Origin of the sequence: Saccharopolyspora sp. NPDC049357, assembly GCF_040677225.1 — a bacterium.
Lineage (GTDB): Bacteria > Actinomycetota > Actinomycetes > Mycobacteriales > Pseudonocardiaceae > Saccharopolyspora.
Genome location: NZ_JBFAQJ010000062.1, coordinates 14,935 through 30,575, shown reverse-complemented (window position 1 = coordinate 30,575; position 15,641 = coordinate 14,935). Strand labels below are relative to the sequence as shown.

The 15,641-nt window shown below is 71.0% G+C and carries 14 protein-coding genes; 5 read left to right on the top strand and 9 right to left on the bottom strand.

Going from position 1 to position 15,641, the window contains the following annotated elements; all coding sequences use genetic code 11:
- Positions 1–112 precede the first annotated feature (112 nt).
- Positions 113–496 (bottom strand): HAD-IA family hydrolase, encoded by a 384-nt coding sequence (locus AB0J91_RS31395; RefSeq protein WP_363876232.1) that lies wholly within the window; start codon positions 494–496, stop codon positions 113–115.
- Between the two features lie 111 nt (positions 497–607).
- On the opposite strand from AB0J91_RS31395, the gene AB0J91_RS31390 reads away from it, so the two are divergent.
- Positions 608–1,003: an Rv3235 family protein gene (locus AB0J91_RS31390; RefSeq protein ID WP_363876229.1), complete on the top strand. Its 396-nt coding sequence runs from the start codon at positions 608–610 to the stop codon at positions 1,001–1,003.
- Here AB0J91_RS31390 and AB0J91_RS31385 read toward each other — a convergent pair.
- The 7 genes from AB0J91_RS31385 to AB0J91_RS31355 all read right to left on the bottom strand — a co-directional run bounded on the left by AB0J91_RS31385 (position 1,000) and on the right by AB0J91_RS31355 (position 10,927).
- A complete protein-coding gene (locus AB0J91_RS31385; protein WP_363876226.1) occupies positions 1,000–2,148 on the bottom strand; it encodes a GAF domain-containing protein in 1,149 nt (382 codons plus the stop codon). The genes AB0J91_RS31390 and AB0J91_RS31385 overlap by 4 nt on opposite strands.
- 56 nt (positions 2,149–2,204) lie before the next feature.
- On the bottom strand, positions 2,205–5,435 hold the full coding sequence (cydD, locus tag AB0J91_RS31380) for a thiol reductant ABC exporter subunit CydD (protein ID WP_363876223.1): 3,231 nt from the start codon (positions 5,433–5,435) through the stop codon (positions 2,205–2,207).
- Positions 5,432–6,454, bottom strand: a complete 1,023-nt coding sequence (gene cydB, locus AB0J91_RS31375) for a cytochrome d ubiquinol oxidase subunit II (RefSeq protein WP_363785167.1) — start codon at positions 6,452–6,454, stop codon at positions 5,432–5,434. The genes cydD and cydB overlap by 4 nt, the downstream gene beginning before the upstream one ends.
- A gap of 9 nt (positions 6,455–6,463) precedes the next feature.
- Complete coding sequence (locus tag AB0J91_RS31370; protein ID WP_363876221.1) at positions 6,464–7,981, bottom strand: cytochrome ubiquinol oxidase subunit I; 1,518 nt, start codon at positions 7,979–7,981, stop codon at positions 6,464–6,466.
- A 171-nt stretch (positions 7,982–8,152) separates the two neighbouring features.
- Positions 8,153–8,839 carry a helix-turn-helix domain-containing protein gene (locus tag AB0J91_RS31365; protein WP_363876218.1) on the bottom strand — a complete coding sequence of 229 codons (687 nt, stop codon included), beginning with the start codon at positions 8,837–8,839 and terminating at the stop codon, positions 8,153–8,155.
- A 4-nt stretch (positions 8,840–8,843) separates the two neighbouring features.
- Positions 8,844–10,049: a fumarylacetoacetate hydrolase family protein gene (locus AB0J91_RS31360; protein WP_363876215.1), complete on the bottom strand. Its 1,206-nt coding sequence runs from the start codon at positions 10,047–10,049 to the stop codon at positions 8,844–8,846.
- A complete protein-coding gene (locus AB0J91_RS31355) occupies positions 10,046–10,927 on the bottom strand; it encodes a hypothetical protein (RefSeq protein WP_363876212.1) in 882 nt (293 codons plus the stop codon). The genes AB0J91_RS31360 and AB0J91_RS31355 overlap by 4 nt, the downstream gene beginning before the upstream one ends.
- Before the next feature lie 334 nt (positions 10,928–11,261).
- Here AB0J91_RS31355 and AB0J91_RS31350 point away from each other — a divergent pair, with 334 nt between their 5' ends.
- Positions 11,262–12,044, top strand: coding sequence for a DUF2470 domain-containing protein (locus AB0J91_RS31350; protein ID WP_363785180.1), 783 nt, complete (start codon positions 11,262–11,264; stop codon positions 12,042–12,044).
- 85 nt (positions 12,045–12,129) lie between these two features.
- On the opposite strand, the gene AB0J91_RS31345 is transcribed toward AB0J91_RS31350, so the two are convergent.
- Positions 12,130–12,507 carry a hypothetical protein gene (locus AB0J91_RS31345; protein ID WP_363876209.1) on the bottom strand — a complete coding sequence of 126 codons (378 nt, stop codon included), beginning with the start codon at positions 12,505–12,507 and terminating at the stop codon, positions 12,130–12,132.
- 136 nt (positions 12,508–12,643) lie between these two features.
- On the opposite strand from AB0J91_RS31345, the gene AB0J91_RS31340 reads away from it, so the two are divergent.
- The 3 genes from AB0J91_RS31340 to AB0J91_RS31330 all read left to right on the top strand — a co-directional run bounded on the left by AB0J91_RS31340 (position 12,644) and on the right by AB0J91_RS31330 (position 15,626).
- Positions 12,644–13,453: a CPBP family intramembrane glutamic endopeptidase gene (locus tag AB0J91_RS31340; RefSeq protein ID WP_363876206.1), complete on the top strand. Its 810-nt coding sequence runs from the start codon at positions 12,644–12,646 to the stop codon at positions 13,451–13,453.
- 118 nt (positions 13,454–13,571) lie between these two features.
- Entirely contained in the window at positions 13,572–14,792 is a 1,221-nt protein-coding gene (locus AB0J91_RS31335) for an arginine deiminase (RefSeq protein ID WP_363876203.1), read from the top strand.
- A gap of 273 nt (positions 14,793–15,065) precedes the next feature.
- A complete protein-coding gene (locus AB0J91_RS31330; protein ID WP_363876201.1) occupies positions 15,066–15,626 on the top strand; it encodes a ferritin in 561 nt (186 codons plus the stop codon).
- Positions 15,627–15,641: the final 15 nt, after the last annotated feature.

Sequence of the window (15,641 nt, the reverse complement as noted above, 5' to 3'; positions counted from 1 at the left end):
CCCCGTCAGGCCCGGCCCGGTTTTCCCGGCCCGTGTCGCTCTGACCTGGAATACTTTACGCACCCCGAAAAACCCCATGAACACCACCCCCCCTTAAGGGCGAAACCCCAGGTCAGAGGCCAAGTTCGAGGTCGAAGAGAGCTTGGAGCTCCATGACCGTGGATTCGAGACCGGAGTGGTGGACCCCGACCATTCCCGCGGTGACCGCACCATCGACATTGCGGCGGAGGTCGTCGACGAACACGCACTCCCCCGGTTCGAGTCCGAGGCGGCGCGCTGCGAGTCGGTAGATCTCGGCATCGGGTTTGGCGAATCCGACGACTCCGGAGAGGACGACCGCGTCGAACGCATCCAGCAATGCCGGATCCGCGAGTCGGTCGGCGTTGGAGACGACGGCGGTGCGCACTCCGGCGCCGCCCACCGCTCTCGCCACCGCGTCCATCCCCGGTTCGTCGAGCACCCCGGCGTAGTCCAGCAACAGTCCTCGCAGATCCACGTGAAGCACCGTAGGCCACACGATCGAGTGGCACTGGCCGAGAAGTGACCGAAACAGGGGTCCTCGCGCCTCTTCCACGTCGAAGGCGACATCAACGATGAGGGAGGCGCCATGACCGCAGTCCAGCCCAGCACCGACCTGCTGCCTCGCACCGATCCACCGCTGCCCGCCGTCCCCGATCCCGCTCAGCGCACGGCGGTGTCGGTGGCGTCGGTGATCGGCAGGCAGGTCTTCGACGTGCTGGCCGGGCGATCAGGTGCGGGGAACGTGCGCGAGCACCTGACCGCCACCGTGTTCGGCAACCTCCTCGGCCTCCGACTGCGGGGAGCCGACCAGCCGCAGTACCGGCTGCGGTCGGTGCACGCCTGCGCGGTCGGCGACTCGGCGGTGGAGGCGTGCCTGGTCGTGGGCGCGCACCGGGTTCGCGCGCTGGCGCTGCGGCTCGAACGGCGGGCGGAGCGCTGGGTGTGCACCCGGCTGTTCCCGATCGAGCGGAACGCGATCTAGGCGAGCGGGACTTCCCAGGTGACCGTCGTACCGCTGTCCGGGGAGGAGGTGAGGGTGCAGCGGCCACCGGCAGCGGCGGCGCGTTCTTCGAGGTTGCGGAGTCCGCGCTTGCTCACGTCGCGCGGGATGCCGCAGCCGTCGTCGACGACCTGCAAGCGCAGTCCGGGCTCCGATCGGCGGACCCGGACCAGGACGGTGCGAGCACCGGAGTGGCGCACGACGTTGGACAACGCCTCGCGCAGCGCGGCTCGTGCGTGGTCGGCCACCGGGACCGGTACGTCGGTGAGGTCGCCGTCGATCTCCAGCTTCGGCGGCCGCCCCAGGAGCTCGCCGGCGATCTGCACCTCGGAGCGGATCGAGTCGTCGAGCGCAGGTGCCTGGGTGGGCGTCTCCGGGTCGGCCGAGCGCAGCGTGCGGGCCGTGGCGCGGACCTCGGCGATCGCCTGGTCGATCTGCTCGACGGTCTCGGCCAGCCGGTCGGCGTCGGCGGTGTCGAGGCTGCCCGCGACCCGTCGTTGCAGCACGTCCAGCTGCACGCCGGCGGCGTAGAGGCGCTGCACGATCACGTCGTGCAGGTCGCGGGCGATGCGTTCGCGCTCCTGGTAGACGGCGATGCGCTGGCGAGCGGTGGAGCCTTCGGCGAGCACGAGCGCGAGCCCGGCCTGAGCGGCGAAGGAGGTGAGCACGTCGACGGCGACGCGGTTGAAGGTCGAGGCGCCACGCCGCCGGTAGACGGCGAGCGCGCCGAGACGTCGTTCGCGGGTGCCGAAGGGAGCGACGGCGAACGGGCCGTAGACCCGCAGCGACGCGGGCACGTACGGCGCGGTCAGCGGGTCGTCGATCAGGTCGTCGACGACCACGGGAACGCCGCTGCGCGCGACGCGGGCGGCCGCGGAACGGGAGGACAGCACGGTGCCGACGGGGTCGGCGAGCGGAACGGTGGCGCTCGGTGCGCCGTAGGCGGCTTCGACGGTGAGCCTGCCGTCGTCGGAGCGGACGGTGACCACGCCGAGGTCCGCTTCGGCCAGTTCCGCGGCGCGGCGGACCACCAGCGGCAGCACGGCCTCGGGGTCTTCCGCGGACAGCGCCACTCTGGTGATCTCGGTGGACGCGGTGAGCATCCGTCTGGCGAGGGTGGAATCCATGACGCTTTCGAGGCTATAGCGCCCGTACACGCGATGAAGGGAGTCGCGACTGCGGTTCATGACACATCCGCCGTGGTCACGGCTGAGACGGTGCCGCCGTCCACCCGCAGCACCAGGTCGGCGCCCGCGATCTCGGTGATCCGGTGCGTCACGTGCACGACGGTCCGGCCTCGGAGGTCGGTGCGAAGGCGGTTCAGCAGCGCGTCGGCCGTCTCCGCGTCGAGGTGCGCGGTGGGTTCGTCGAGCAGCACCAGGTCGGCGTCGGCGAGCAGGGCGCGGGCCAGCGCGAGCCGCTGGGCTTCGCCGCCCGAGAGCTCGGTCCCACCGCTGCCGACCGGTGTGTTCAGGTCCCAGCCGGTCAGCGCGGAGGCGTCGAGCGCTTCGGCGAGTTCGGCGTCGGACGCGCGTGGGGCCGCGAGCCGCAGGTTCTCGCGGATGGTGGTGGTCACCAGCTGCGGGTCCTGCGGGCACCAGGCGACGCGCTCGGGCACCCGGGCCAGGCCGCGCGAGGCGGGCAGGAAACCGAGCAGCAGCGCGAGCAGGGTCGACTTGCCCGCTCCGGAGGGTCCAACGACGGCCACGTGCGATCCCGCGGGCACGTTCAGGTCGAGGCCGGTGAGCACCGGTTCGCCGTCGGGCCAGGCGACGTCGGCGCCGACCAGTTCGATCTCGCCGCCGGTTCGGGCCGGCGGGGCTTCGGCCTCCCGGGCGGTGAGGAGTGGTGCGATCCGGTCGTGGGCGGTGCGCATCGATCGCCACTGCTGCGCGGCGGGCGGCAGCAGCGCGACGGCTTCGGCCGCGGCCAGCGGGACGAGCCCGAGCAGCGGTGCGAGTTCGGGGGCCAGGCGCCCTTCAGCGACGGCGACGGCCGCGAGGTGGATGCTGCCGAGCACTGCGGCGCCGATCAGCAGCGTGTGCACGGCGGTCGCGGCACCGGTTCCGAACGCTGCGCGGCGCGCGCGGGCGGCGAGCCGCGTGTCCGCCGCGGCGAGTTCGGCTCGGCGGCCGGTGTGCGCGCCGAAGGCGAGCAGCTCGGCGGCGCCGTCGAGCAGCGCCAGCACCTTCGCGGCCACGACGCGACGGCCTTCGGCGACCGCGTCGCTGGCGCGGCGTTCGGCGATCACCGCTGCGGCGGGGGTCGCGACGCTCGCCACGGCCAGCGCGGCGGCGAGCACGAGACCGGCTTCGGGCAGCACCAGCGCCTGCACGACGACGGCGGCGACGAGCACGGCGAACGCGATCAGGGGTGGCAGCAGGACGCGCGGGAGCAGGTCGCGGACCTTGTCGACGTCGTCGACGAGTCGCGCCACTCCCTCGCCGCGCCGGAGTCCGGCGGTGCGGACCGGTCCGAGGCGGACCAGCCCGGCCCACAGTCGTTCCCGCAGGTCACCGGCGGTGCGGAAGGCGGCGTCGTGGGTGACGAGGCGTTCGACGTAGCGCAGCGCGGCACGCGAGAGCGCGAAGGTGCGGACACCGACGACCGCGACGGACAGCGTCAGGATCGGGGGTTGCTGGGAGGCGCGAGCGATCAGCCAGGCGGACACGGCGGTGAGCGCGAGACCGGACAGCAGCGACAGCGCCCCGAGCCCCGCGCCGACCAGCATCCGGGGGCTGATCAGGTCGCGCAGCCGCCCACGGCCGGTGGCCGCTTCCCCGACCTGCGCTTCGACGGCCGGAGCGGAGATCTCGACCTCGGCGCCTTCACCGGTCGGGCGGTGGCTGGCCAGGACGACGGTCGCGCCCGACGCGGCAGCGCGTTCGATCGCGGCGTCGACGTGCCGCGCGCTGGCCGCGTCCAGGTGCGCGGTCGGTTCGTCGAGCAGCAGGAAAGTCGCCGAGCCGCGCAGTCGCAGCAGCGCGCGGGCGACGGCGACGCGCTGCCGCTCGCCGGCCGACAGCTCGTCGATGCGGCGGTCCCGCAGGTGGCCGGCGGACGCCTCGGCCAGCGCCTCGTCGACGTGCTCCATCAGGTCCGGCTGATCGGCGGTGGCCACCAGCAGCTCGTCGTGGACCGTTCCCCCGGTGAAGGTCGGGTGCTGCGGGACCCAGGCGATCCGCCGGCGCCACTCCGCGACGCCGGGGGTGGTTCCGCCGCAGGTCACCGTGCCGGAATCGGGGCGCGTGAAGCCGAGGAGCACCGACAGGGTCGTGGATTTCCCGCTGCCGCTGGGGCCGACGCCGCCGAAGGCGAGCCGCACCACGGATCCGGGGCGCGCGGTGAAGCTCAGCCCGTCCGGCACGAAGGCGTCGCGGCGTCGCACTCGCAGTCCGGACACCCGCAGCACGCCGGGCTCGTCGTCCGGCGAGCCGGAGATCGCGAAGCCGGTCTCCTCGGGCGCGGACACGATCTCGTCCACCCGCCGGACGGCTTCCACACCGTCCTCGCTGGCGTGGTGCGCGGCGCCGACCGCGCGCAGCGGCAGGTAGCACTCCGGCGCCAGGACCAGCACCAACAGCCCGGTGGTCAGGTCGAGGTCGCCGCCGACGAGCCGCAGTCCGATGCCGACGGCGACCATCGCCACCGACAGCGACGAGAACAGCTCCAGCACCAACGCGGACAGGAACGCGATCCGCAGCGTCGCGACGGCGCTGCGGCGGTGCTCCTCGCCGACCCTGCGCACGACCTCGCGCTGCGCCCGCGCGCGGCCGAAGGCGGTGAGCACCGGCAGCGCGCGGATCAGTTCCAGCAGGCGTGCGGACAGCCGGTGCTCGGAGTCGGTGGCGCGGGCGACGCGCTGCTCGGTGAAGCGGCCGACGAGCCAGGCGAACAGCGGGATGAGCGGCACGGTCAGGACCACGACCAGCGCGGACACCCAGTCCGACCAGAGGATCCAGGCGCCGACCAGCGGCGGCACGATCGAGGCCGTGACCAGCGCGGGCAGGTACTTGGTGAAGTAGGCGTCGAGCGCGTCCAGGCCGCGGGTGGCGAGCGCGGTCAGCTCGGCGGGGCCGCGCCTGCCGATCCACTCGGGCCCGCGCCGCAGCGCGGAGTCGAGCAGCAGCGCGCGCAGTTCTTCCTTGGCACCGGCGGCGGCGCGAGCGGACACCGATTCGGTCGCCCAGCTCAGCACGGCGCGGGCGATCACGGCGACTGCCAGGACCACAAGCCGGTCGCCGATCTCGGCTGCGGGCACACCGCGCACGACGACGTCGGCGAGCGCGCTGCCGATCGCCCACGCCTGCGCGATGAGCGCGACCGCGTTGCCCGCTGCGAGCAGTCCCGCGACCACCAGGGCGCGCCGGGTCGCCCCGGACAGCCGGGGCAGCGCGCCGAGCGGCCCGGTCACGGCGCGTGCACCGGCGGGATGTGCTTGGTGCCGATGCGCTTGCGGAACACCCAGTAGGTCCAACCCTGGTAGATCATCACGGCCGGGGTTCCGAACGCGGCGACCCACGTCATGATCATCAGCGGGTAGTCGCTGGCGGCGGTGTCCTCGATCGACAGCGAGAACGCCGGGTCCACTGTGGACGGGATGACGTTCGGCCACAGCGCTCCGAACAGGGTCACCACGACGCCGGTCAGCGCGACGGCCTGCAGGAAGAACGCCTGGCCCTCGCGATCGGCGGCGACCCTGGCGACCCCGAGAAGTCCGGCGGCCAGTGCGATGACCAGCGGGATCCAGGTCCAGGCCGAGCCCTCGCGGAACTGGGCGAGCAGCACCAGCGCGACCACCGGCAGCAGCAGCGGCACGCCCGCGCGCAGCGCGAACCGCCGGGCGCGCAGTCGGATCTCGCCCTCGGTCTTGAGCGCCAGGAACACCGCGCCGTGCAGCATCGAGAAGGTGACCACGGCGATCGCGCCGACGACGCTGGGCAGGCTGAAGATCGTCCACCAGCCGCCGACCCGGTCACCGTTGGCGTCCAGCGGCAGTCCGAAGACGTTGGCCGACAGGACCAGTCCCACCATGGCCGGTGCGATCCAGGACGCCAGCACGATCACGGTGTCCCAGGTGCGACGCCACCGGTCGGTGTCGACCTTGCCGCGGTACTCGAAGGCGACGCCGCGCCCGATGAGCGCGAGCAGCAGCAACAGCAGCGGCAGGTACGCGGTGGAGAACAGCGAGGCGTACCAGCCGGGGAAGGCGGCGAAAGTAGCGCCACCGGCCACGATCAGCCAGACCTCGTTGCCGTCCCAGACCGGGCCGATGGTGTTGATCATGACTCTGCGGTCGGTGTTGCCGTGCTCGCTGCGCCGGGGCCCGAAGATCGGCAGCAGCATGCCGACGCCGAAGTCGAAGCCCTCCAGGAACAGGTATCCCAGCCACAGCAGGGCGATCACGAGGAACCAGAAGGTGGGCAGATCCATCTCGGCCTCTCAGTACGCGAAGGACAGGGCTTCGTCGGAGTCGGACTCGCCGGGTTCCTTCTCCGGTGGCATCACGGCCGCGAAGCCTCCTCGGGCGAAGCGGATCATCAGGAAGACCTCCACGACCAGCAGCACCCCGTACAGCGCGGTCAGGCTGATCACCGAGGTCAGCATCTCGCCGGGCGTGACGCCGGAGGACACGGCCGAAGCGGTGTACATGAAGACACCGTCCACACCGGACGGGTTCGGGTTGGGCGCGACCACGAACGGCTGGCGGCCCATCTCGGTGAACACCCAGCCCGAGATGTTGCCGACGAACGGCGCTCCGATGCCCAGCAGCGCCAGCGGAACCCACAGCTTGCCCTTGGGGAAGCGCTGCTTGCGGGTCAGCCACAGCACGACCAGGCCACCGAGCGCGGCCAGGCCGCCGAAGCCGATCATGAACCGGAATCCCCAGTAGGTCACCGGCAGCAGCGGCTGGTAGTCGATCGGCTGGCCCGCGAACTGCCCCAGCCTCGGGTCGTTCGGGTAGTGCGTGCCGTACTCGGCCTGGTACCTGGGGATCAGCTCGTTGACCCCGTCGACCTCGCTGGTGAAGTCACCTTCGGCGAGGTAGGACAGGATGTAGGGCACGGTCAGGCTCTTGACGTCCTCGCAGTTGGGACGGCTGACGTCGCCGACGGCGAAGACCGAGAAGCTGGCGGGCGCCTCGCTGTGGCACAGGGCTTCCGCGGAGGCCATCTTCATCGGCTGCTGGTCGAACATCAGCTTGCCCTGCACGTCACCGCTGATGGCCAGGCCGGCGAAGGCGACGACGGCCACCCAGGCGCCGAGCCGCATCGACCCGTGCCAGGTCCGCCGGTCCTCCTCGTCGACGGGTTCCCCGGCCATGTCGGCCTGCTTGCGCTGCCGGACGATCTGCCAGGCCGCGATGCCGATGAGGAATCCGCCCGCGACGGCGAAGCATCCGAAGATCGTGTGCGGGAACGCGGCGAGCACCGTCGAGTTGGTCAGCACCGCCCAGATCGAGATCAGCTCCGGCTTGCCCTCGACCATGCGCACGCCGACGGGGTGCTGCATCCAGGAGTTGGCGGCCAGGATGAAGTACGCCGACAGCACGGTGGCCAGCGAGAACGCCCACGCGCACGCCAGGTGCACGCCCTTGGACAACCGGTCCCAGCCGAAGATCCACAGGCCGAGGAAGGTCGACTCGACGAAGAAGGCGAGCAGGCCCTCCATCGCCAGCGGTGCGCCGAAGACGTCACCGACGAAGCGGGAGTAGGCGCTCCAGGCCATGCCGAACTGGAACTCCTGCACGATCCCGGTGACCACACCCATGGCGAAGTTGATGAGCATCAACTTGCCCCAGAACTTGGTCATCTTCAGGTATCGGCGGTTCCCGGTCCGGTACCAGGCCGTCTGCATTCCGGCGACCAGGATCGCCAGTCCGATGGTCAGCGGCACCATCAGGAAGTGGTAGACGGTCGTGATCCCGAACTGCCAGCGCGCGATGTCGAGCAGATCCACAGCACCACACTGCCGTCCGCGCACCCACGCGCGCAGAGGCAAGGGCCCCCAATCGCCCGGTCGAGCGTCCTGGTTTCAACGGGACCAAGGTCCTCTCCACGCAGCGCGACCTCGGCCACCCGCCCGGAAGAACCTCTCCCAACGATCAGGTGGGCGGCCCGACGCGGACCGTCACCGCAGGGCTTCCGCGACGGTCTCGGCCGTCTCGACGACCATCGGCCCGATCTCGTCGGCCGCGATCGGCTGCAGCGCCACCACTCCGACGCTGGCGCGCAGCCCCGGGACCCCTCGCACCGGCGCGGCCACGCCGAACGCGCCCTGCTGCAGGTCACCGCTGCTGGAGATCCACCGCGGAGAGCCCACCGGCAGGTCCACCGCCTGCCCGGCGGCACCGCGCTGCACGGGATGACGCGTGCCCACCCGGTAGGACACGTGGTAGCTGGTCCAGGACGGTTCGACGACCGCCACGGCCTGCGCCTCGCTGCCGTCGGCGACGGTCAGGTGCGCGGTGGCACCGACCTTCTCCGCCAGTCCGCGCAGCGCGGGCGTGCAGGCGACCCGCAGCTGCGGCAGGACCCGTCCCGCCAGCCACAGCACGCCCAGGCCAAGCCGGACCCGGGATCCTTCGCGACGCACCAGCCCGCGGCTCTGCAGCGGTCCGAGCAGCCGGTACACCGCGGCGCGGCTCACGCCGATGCGCGCGGCCAGGTCGCTGATCGTGGGCGCTTCGCTCTCCGCGTCGGCCACCGCCTGCAGCAGGCTCAGCCCGCGCTCGAGCGTCAGCGAGCTCTCCTTGGTGCCCGCCGGCACCTCGGGTGGCAGTCGCGGGGCGGCGTGCGCCGGATCAGGTCTGGCCATCGCGTCACCTCCGAGCCGCCGCGAGCACCGTGCCGGTCACCTCACCGAGCCCGACGACCGAACCGCCAGGACCCGGCGCGCTGCCACTCAGTGTCACCCGGTCTCCGTCCTGGAGGAAGGTCCGCTGCTCGCCGTCGGAGAGCGTGATCGGTTCCGATCCGCCCCAGGTCAGCTCCAGCAGGCACCCGCGCTGGTCGCGTTCGGGCCCGGACACGGTCCCGGAGGCGAACAGGTCGCCGGGCCGGGCCGGTGCCCCGCCGACTGTCATGTGCGCCAGCTGCTGGGCGGGCGACCAGTACATGTCCGCGAACCTCGGCTGCGACAGCAACGTCTCGTTGCAGCGCACCTCCAGCCGCAGGTCGAGACCCCACGGTTCGTGCTCCACCAGGTACTGCTGCAACGGCTGCTCCGGCGGCGGAGCGGCGATCCTGGCTTCTTCGAAGGCCTCCAGCGGCGTGATCCAACCGGCGATGGAGGTGGCGAAGGACTTGGCCAGGAACGGGCCGAGCGGCTTGGACTCCCACGCCTGGACGTCGCGCGCCGACCAGTCGTTGACCAGCGCGACGCCGAAGACGTGATCGGAGAACTCGGAGGTGGGGATCTGCGCGGCGGCCTCGCCGCCGCAGACGAACCCGACCTCGGCCTCGAAGTCCAGTCGCCGGGTCGGGCCGAACGCCGGGTGCGCGTCACCGGCGGCCTTGCGCTGACCGCTGGGCCGGTGGACGTCGGTGCCCGAGACGTGGACCGTCCCGGCACGACCGTGGTAGGCGACCGGCAGGTGAGTCCAGTTCTCCGGCAGCGGCGCCGAACCGCGCGTCAGGATGCGGCCGACGTTCTCGGCGTGGTGCCGGGAGGCGAAGAAGTCGACGTAGTCACCGACGGTGAACGGCATCGACAGCGTGTGCCAGTCGGTGCGCACCAGCTCCGCGCCGGAGGGCGCGCGGTCGGCGGTCACGATGCCGGTGAGCCGTTCCCGCAGCTCGCGCCAGGCATCGCGGCCCGCGGCGAGCAGCGGGTCGAGGGAGTCACCGGAGATCAGCTCCGCCAGGCGAGGACCGAGTTCACCCGCGATGCCGCGCAGCGGCAGGGCGTGCCGCCCGACGCGCACGGCGACCACCGGACCGTGGCCCGTGACCAGCACCCCGTACGGGAGGGTCTGCGGGCCGAACGGCTTGTCCGGGGCGAACTCGGCGTCCTCGATCCAGCTCAAAGCAACCCCAATCCTTCCAGTTCGGCGACGGGGTCCTTCAGCGAGCACGAGCCGTACGAGGCGAAGACGTCGCGCACCGCGTTGGCCGCGTCGTCGGACAGCGAGCGGGCCTCCTCGGCCAGCGCGGCGCCATCGGTGCTTTCCAGCGCCGCCCGCACATCCTTCCCGGAAAGGGACCGCCCGGTCGCGACGAGCAGGTTGAGGAAACCGTGATGGGTGAACCCGGTTTCCGGATCCTCGCCCCGGACGGCGGCGTGCAGACCGGTGGTGGCCTTGAACGGCACGTCGAGCGATCCGGCGACGGCGAGGAAATCGGCGACCTCGTCGACGGTGGGGACGGCTTCGGCGGTCTGACCGCCGGTGCGCACCTTCGGCCAGCAGCCGTGCTCGGCGACGCGGCGAACGCCGTCCAGCCATCCCTCGCCACCTCGGCGCGGTTCGACGACCCGGGTGATGTCCTCGGGCACGAACTCCGAGACGCGCTCCAGCCAGATGTCGTCGACGTCCGACGGCGCGGGCATCTCGACCATCCGCAGGGCCAGCAGCTCCTGACGTCCCTCGATGATCGACAGCGCCTTGGGGACGCCCCCCAGACCGGTGTCGCACACCAGCGACAGCGGAACCGGGGAGGACGGCTTGGCCTTGGCCAGCTCGGTGATCAGCTCGGCGAGCCGCGACGCCTGGCACAGCATCGGGCCGAGAAGACCGGCGAACTCACCGGCCCGCGCGTCCAGGTGCTCGGCGACCGCCTGCGGCACCGGAGTGGCCGCCTCGTTGCGGTTGCCGGGTGGGAACAGCGCGGCGTCATCGACCAGTCGGGCGAACAGGGGTGGGATGCCGCGCGGACCTGGCGCGCGAAGCTCAACAGCGCTTGACACGGTGGACACGCTAGTGCCGTTGCGGCCAGTGAACAAAGATGCCCGAAAAACGGACGTCTGACCGGGTCATATGCAGCTCCCTGGGACGAGTTTGGCCGACATCATGCACCCCTGCGTAGTCACCGCACCCACCACCCGGGTGGTTCGGTCCGAAATACCACCCGCACGGCCCTCCGCTCACTACTCCGGTCGGCTCCCCATCGCGTCGTCGCACCTGGTAGTAAGGGCGTTGCATCGCGTGGGAAGTCCGCGAGATCCGCGATCCGCTCACCGGACCGGGGGCTTTCGCCACGTTCAAGCTTAAGTTAGGCTTGCCTAAGTAGGAGGTGAGCAGGTGGGCGAGAAGACGATCCGCAAGCCGGCCAGACCCAGTGTCGCGGAACGAGCCAGGAGCATTGCCAAGCGTGGTGGGAAGGCGGCACTGCTGCCGTCCGGCGAGGTCTCGGCTCGCGTCGCCCCCTTGCTGCACCACGTGCACCCGGACGGCAGCGCGACCGTGCTGCTCGCCGACGACCACCCGCTGATCGCGGCCTGCTGGCACGCACCGCGCGGCGAGCTCGCCGCCGTCATCGAGGTCGCCGACCCGACCCCGGTGCGCCTGCGGGAACCGGTCCGCGGACTGCTGTGGCTGACCGGGTGGCTGCGCGTGCTGGATCCCGAAGAGGCGCACCACGAGGTGCTGTCGATCGTCGACGACCGCCCGGACCCGCGGCTGCTGGACGCCGGTCACGGCGCGAGCGTGCTGCGGCTGGAGTCCGCCTCGATCGTGCTGGCCGACGCCGAGGGCTCGGATTCGGTGGACTCCACCGAGTTCCAGGCCGCGACCCCGGACCCGTTCTGCACCTTCGAGGACGACTGGCTGCGGCACCTGGAGCTCTCGCACCGCGACGTCGTCGGCCTGCTCGCCCGGCACCTGCCGGAACAGCTGCGCGGCGGGCACATCCGCCCGCTCGGCCTGGACCGCTACGGCCTGCGGCTGCGCGTCGAGTCCTCCGACGGCGATCACGACGTCCGGCTCGGCTTCTCCCGCCCGGCCGACACCACCGAGCGCCTCGGCTTCGAACTCCGCCGCCTCGTCGGCTGTCCCTTCCTCGCCCAGCAGCGCAAGGGGTCCTGAACTCGGCAGCGGACGGTTCTGGTCCGAACCGACCGGACGAAGTGGACTTCGATCATGGTCGGTTCGGACCGGAACCGCCCCGCGCTCAGGAGAGCTCGTCCGAGAACCACGTGGCCGAGCGGGTGATCCGCCCGTGGCGGAACCGCAGCGATCCGTCGTCCCCGCCGAGGAGGACGGCTTCGGCGACCTGGGTCTGGCGCGTCACCAGCCACAGGAACGCGTGCGCCACCGACCACGCCCGGCCTTCGCGGAGACCGTCGGAGAAGCGGACCTGCAGACCGCCCGGATCCGCGTACTGGAACTCCACCAGCACGCCGTCGCGGATCCCGAAGAAATCGGTCGCGCCCAGCGCGCAGTTGATCGAATCGAACTCCCGAACCTCCCGCAGCACGCGCATGGCCAGTGCCGGCAATGTCTCGGCCATGGGCTCGGCTTCCTGCGTGCCCCACACGTAAACGTCCACGCCCACCCCTCCGGCGTCGGCGACCACTCCCTACGACGGGATGCGGGCCTCCCGCGGTTCCAACCGAAATCTCTCCCTCCACGACGAGGCGCGACATCCGGATGGCGACAACACGACGCCGGGTACGGTTCGTCCGGTGAGCACCCTGCGCGCCTGGCTGAGCCCTACACGCCCCGGTGATCCCGAGGAGTTCACCGATCCGGCGGAGCGCAAGGCGATCGGTATCGAACTGCTCGTGGTGTTCGCGGTGACCCTGGGGATGTCGGGGTTGCAGAGCCTGATCTCGCTGCTGGACGCGCTCCTGCAGACGACTCCGCTGGCGCAGCAGCAGGTCGCGATCAACCAGCCGCAGGCCGATCTCGGACTGCTCGACATGCTGGCGCAACTGGTCAACGTGCTGCGCCTGGTCGCGTGGGGCGCGCTGGGCGCGTTCCTGCTGTGGCGCGGCGGCATGGCGCTGTGGCGGATCGGCCTGGACCGCACCCGGCTCGGCGGGGACGCGCTGCGCGGCGTCGGACTCGCGGCGCTCATCGGGATTCCCGGCCTCGGGCTGTACCTGCTGGCGCACGCGCTGGGCCTGAGCCTGACCGTGCAGCCTTCGACGCTGACCGACGCCTGGTGGCGGGCACCGGTTCTCGCGCTCGCGGCGTTCGGCAACGCCTTCGCCGAGGAGGTGCTGGTCGTCGGCTACGTGCTGACCCGGTTGCGACAGCTCGGCTGGAGCGAGAACCGGTCGCTGTGGCTGGCGGCGGTGCTGCGCGGCAGCTACCACCTCTACCAGGGCTTCGGCGGCTTCGTGGGCAACGTCGTGATGGGCCTGGTCTACGGGCGGATCTGGCAGCGCACCAACCGGCTGGTCCCGCTCATCGTCGGCCACGCGCTGATCGACGTCGTGGCGTTCGTCGGCTACTCGGCGCTGCGCGGCCACGTCGGCTGGCTCCCGTGATCTTGGAATCCCGCACTGGACGCAACACATCGATGGTTCAGTGGCCGAGAAAGTTCATGTTCCATCGAAAATGAGCGTGATCAGCGACGATTCTGTTCGTCCGGGCTAGGCTTCGGGAGTGACTCGACCGCACGTCCAGAGCGAAGTCGGACCGTTGAACTCGGTGGTGCTGCACCGGCCCGGTTCCGAGCTCAAGCGCCTCACGCCGCGCAACAACGACCAGCTGCTGTTCGACGCGATCCCCTGGGTCGACCGGGCGCAGGAGGAGCACGACGCCTTCGCCGAGGTGCTGCGCGGACGCGGCGTCGAGGTGCTGCTGCTGCGCGACCTGCTCACCGAGGCGCTGACCGACGCCCGCGCGCGAGCCGCGGCCGTGCACGCCGGTGTCGACGAGCTCAGGCTCGGCGGCGCCGTGGCGGACGCGCTGCGCTCGCACCTCTCCGGCGTCACCGACGCGACGCTGGCCGAGGTGCTCATCGGCGGCATGACCTTCGAGGAACTGCCCCGCGCCGAAGGCGACTCGCTGGTGCGGCGGATGCACCGCCCGCACGACTTCGCCATCGAACCGCTGCCGAACCTGCTGTTCACCCGCGACTCGTCGGTGTGGATCGGCGACAGGGTGGCGATCGCGGCGCTGGCGATGCCTGCCCGGCGGCGCGAGTCGGCGATCACCGACCTGATCTACGCCTACCACCCGCGGTTCTCCCACGCGGCCCGCGCGTACGGCGCGCACTCCGCGCCGGTGGAGGGCGGCGACGTGCTGCTGCTCGCCCCCGGCGTGGTCGCGATCGGCGTCGGCGAGCGCACCACCCCCGCGGGCGCCGAATCGCTGGCCCGCTCGATGTTCGCCGACGACCTCGCGCACACGGTCCTGGCGGTGCCGATCGAGCAGGCGCGCGCGTCGATGCACCTGGACACCGTGTGCACGATGGTCGACCGGGACGCCGTGGTGATGTACCCGGCGATCCAGCACTCGCTGCGCGCCTACGCGCTGCGCCCCAAGGACGGCGAGCTCGACGTCTCCGGCCCGGAACCGTTCCTGGACGCGGCGGCGGAGGCGATGGGCATCGACCGGCTGCGGGTCATCGACACCGGGCTCGACCCCGTCACCGCCGAGCGCGAGCAGTGGGAGGACGGCAACAACACGCTCGCGGTCGCTCCCGGCGTGGTGGTGGCCTACGAGCGCAACGCCGAGACGAACGCGCGGCTGGAGGAGGCCGGCATCGAGGTGCTGCGCATCAGCGGCTCGGAACTGGGTTCCGGCCGGGGTGGCCCGAGGTGCATGTCGTGTCCGATCAGCAGGGCACAACTGAGCGACACGGGAATCCCCACCACCTGATCGGGCGAACATTTTTCAGGTGCGATCGAGAACAAGCCGAAGATCTTCGGAGGACAGATTCGCGAACGTGTATGCGTTCGATCGTCCGACGAATCCCCAACTGCCCGCATCTGCCCAGCTCGTAGCGCTTCTACCAGCCAAAACGGCAAGGTATGGCTTGGCTTGATTAATTGAGGCTAGCCTTTCTTCGGCCGCCGAGGAACTAAGGCTACCCAAATCATAATTAGGCTTACCTGGAATGTAACTGGACCAATTCAAGGTTATATTGATGCCATGGCTGTCACCGCGAAGAAGATTCAGCACAAGGAATCGAAGTTCGAGCACCTGCTGCAGGAACAGGTCAAGAACGAGTTCACCGCCTCGCAGCAGTACATCGCGGTCGCGGTCTGGTTCGACGACAACGATCTGCCGCGGCTGGCGTCGCACTTCTACAAGCAGGCGCTCGAAGAGCGGAACCACGGCATGATGATCGTCCAGTACCTGATGGACAACAGCATCAAGCCGCAGATTCCGGCGATCGAGCAGGTCCGCAACGACTTCTCCGAGACCCGCGAGCTGATCGCGCTGGCCCTGGAGCAGGAGCGCGAGGTCACCCGGGAGATCGAGACGCTGGCCAAGACCGCCCGCGAAGAGGGCGACTACCTCGGCGAGCAGTTCATGCAGTGGTTCCTCAAGGAGCAGGTCGAGGAGGTCTCCTCGATGTCCACGCTGCTCAACGTCGTGGACCGCTCCAAGGGCAACCTCTTCGACGTCGAGAACTTCCTCGCCCGCGAATCGGTGGGCGACGAGGGCACCGACCCCACGGCCCCCAAGGCCGCCGGCGGCGCGCTCTGACGCCCCGTCCCCATC

Bases quoted from the DNA above. Each gene is read 5' to 3' on its own strand.
- AB0J91_RS31390 (WP_363876229.1), top strand. From the start codon at position 608: ATGACCGCAGTCCAGCCCAGCACCGACCTGCTGCCTCGCACCGATCCA.
- AB0J91_RS31385 (WP_363876226.1), bottom strand. From the start codon at position 2,148: ATGGATTCCACCCTCGCCAGACGGATGCTCACCGCGTCCACCGAGATC.
- cydB (WP_363785167.1), bottom strand. From the start codon at position 6,454: ATGGATCTGCCCACCTTCTGGTTCCTCGTGATCGCCCTGCTGTGGCTG.
- AB0J91_RS31365 (WP_363876218.1), bottom strand. From the start codon at position 8,839: ATGGCCAGACCTGATCCGGCGCACGCCGCCCCGCGACTGCCACCCGAG.
- AB0J91_RS31330 (WP_363876201.1), top strand. From the start codon at position 15,066: ATGGCTGTCACCGCGAAGAAGATTCAGCACAAGGAATCGAAGTTCGAG.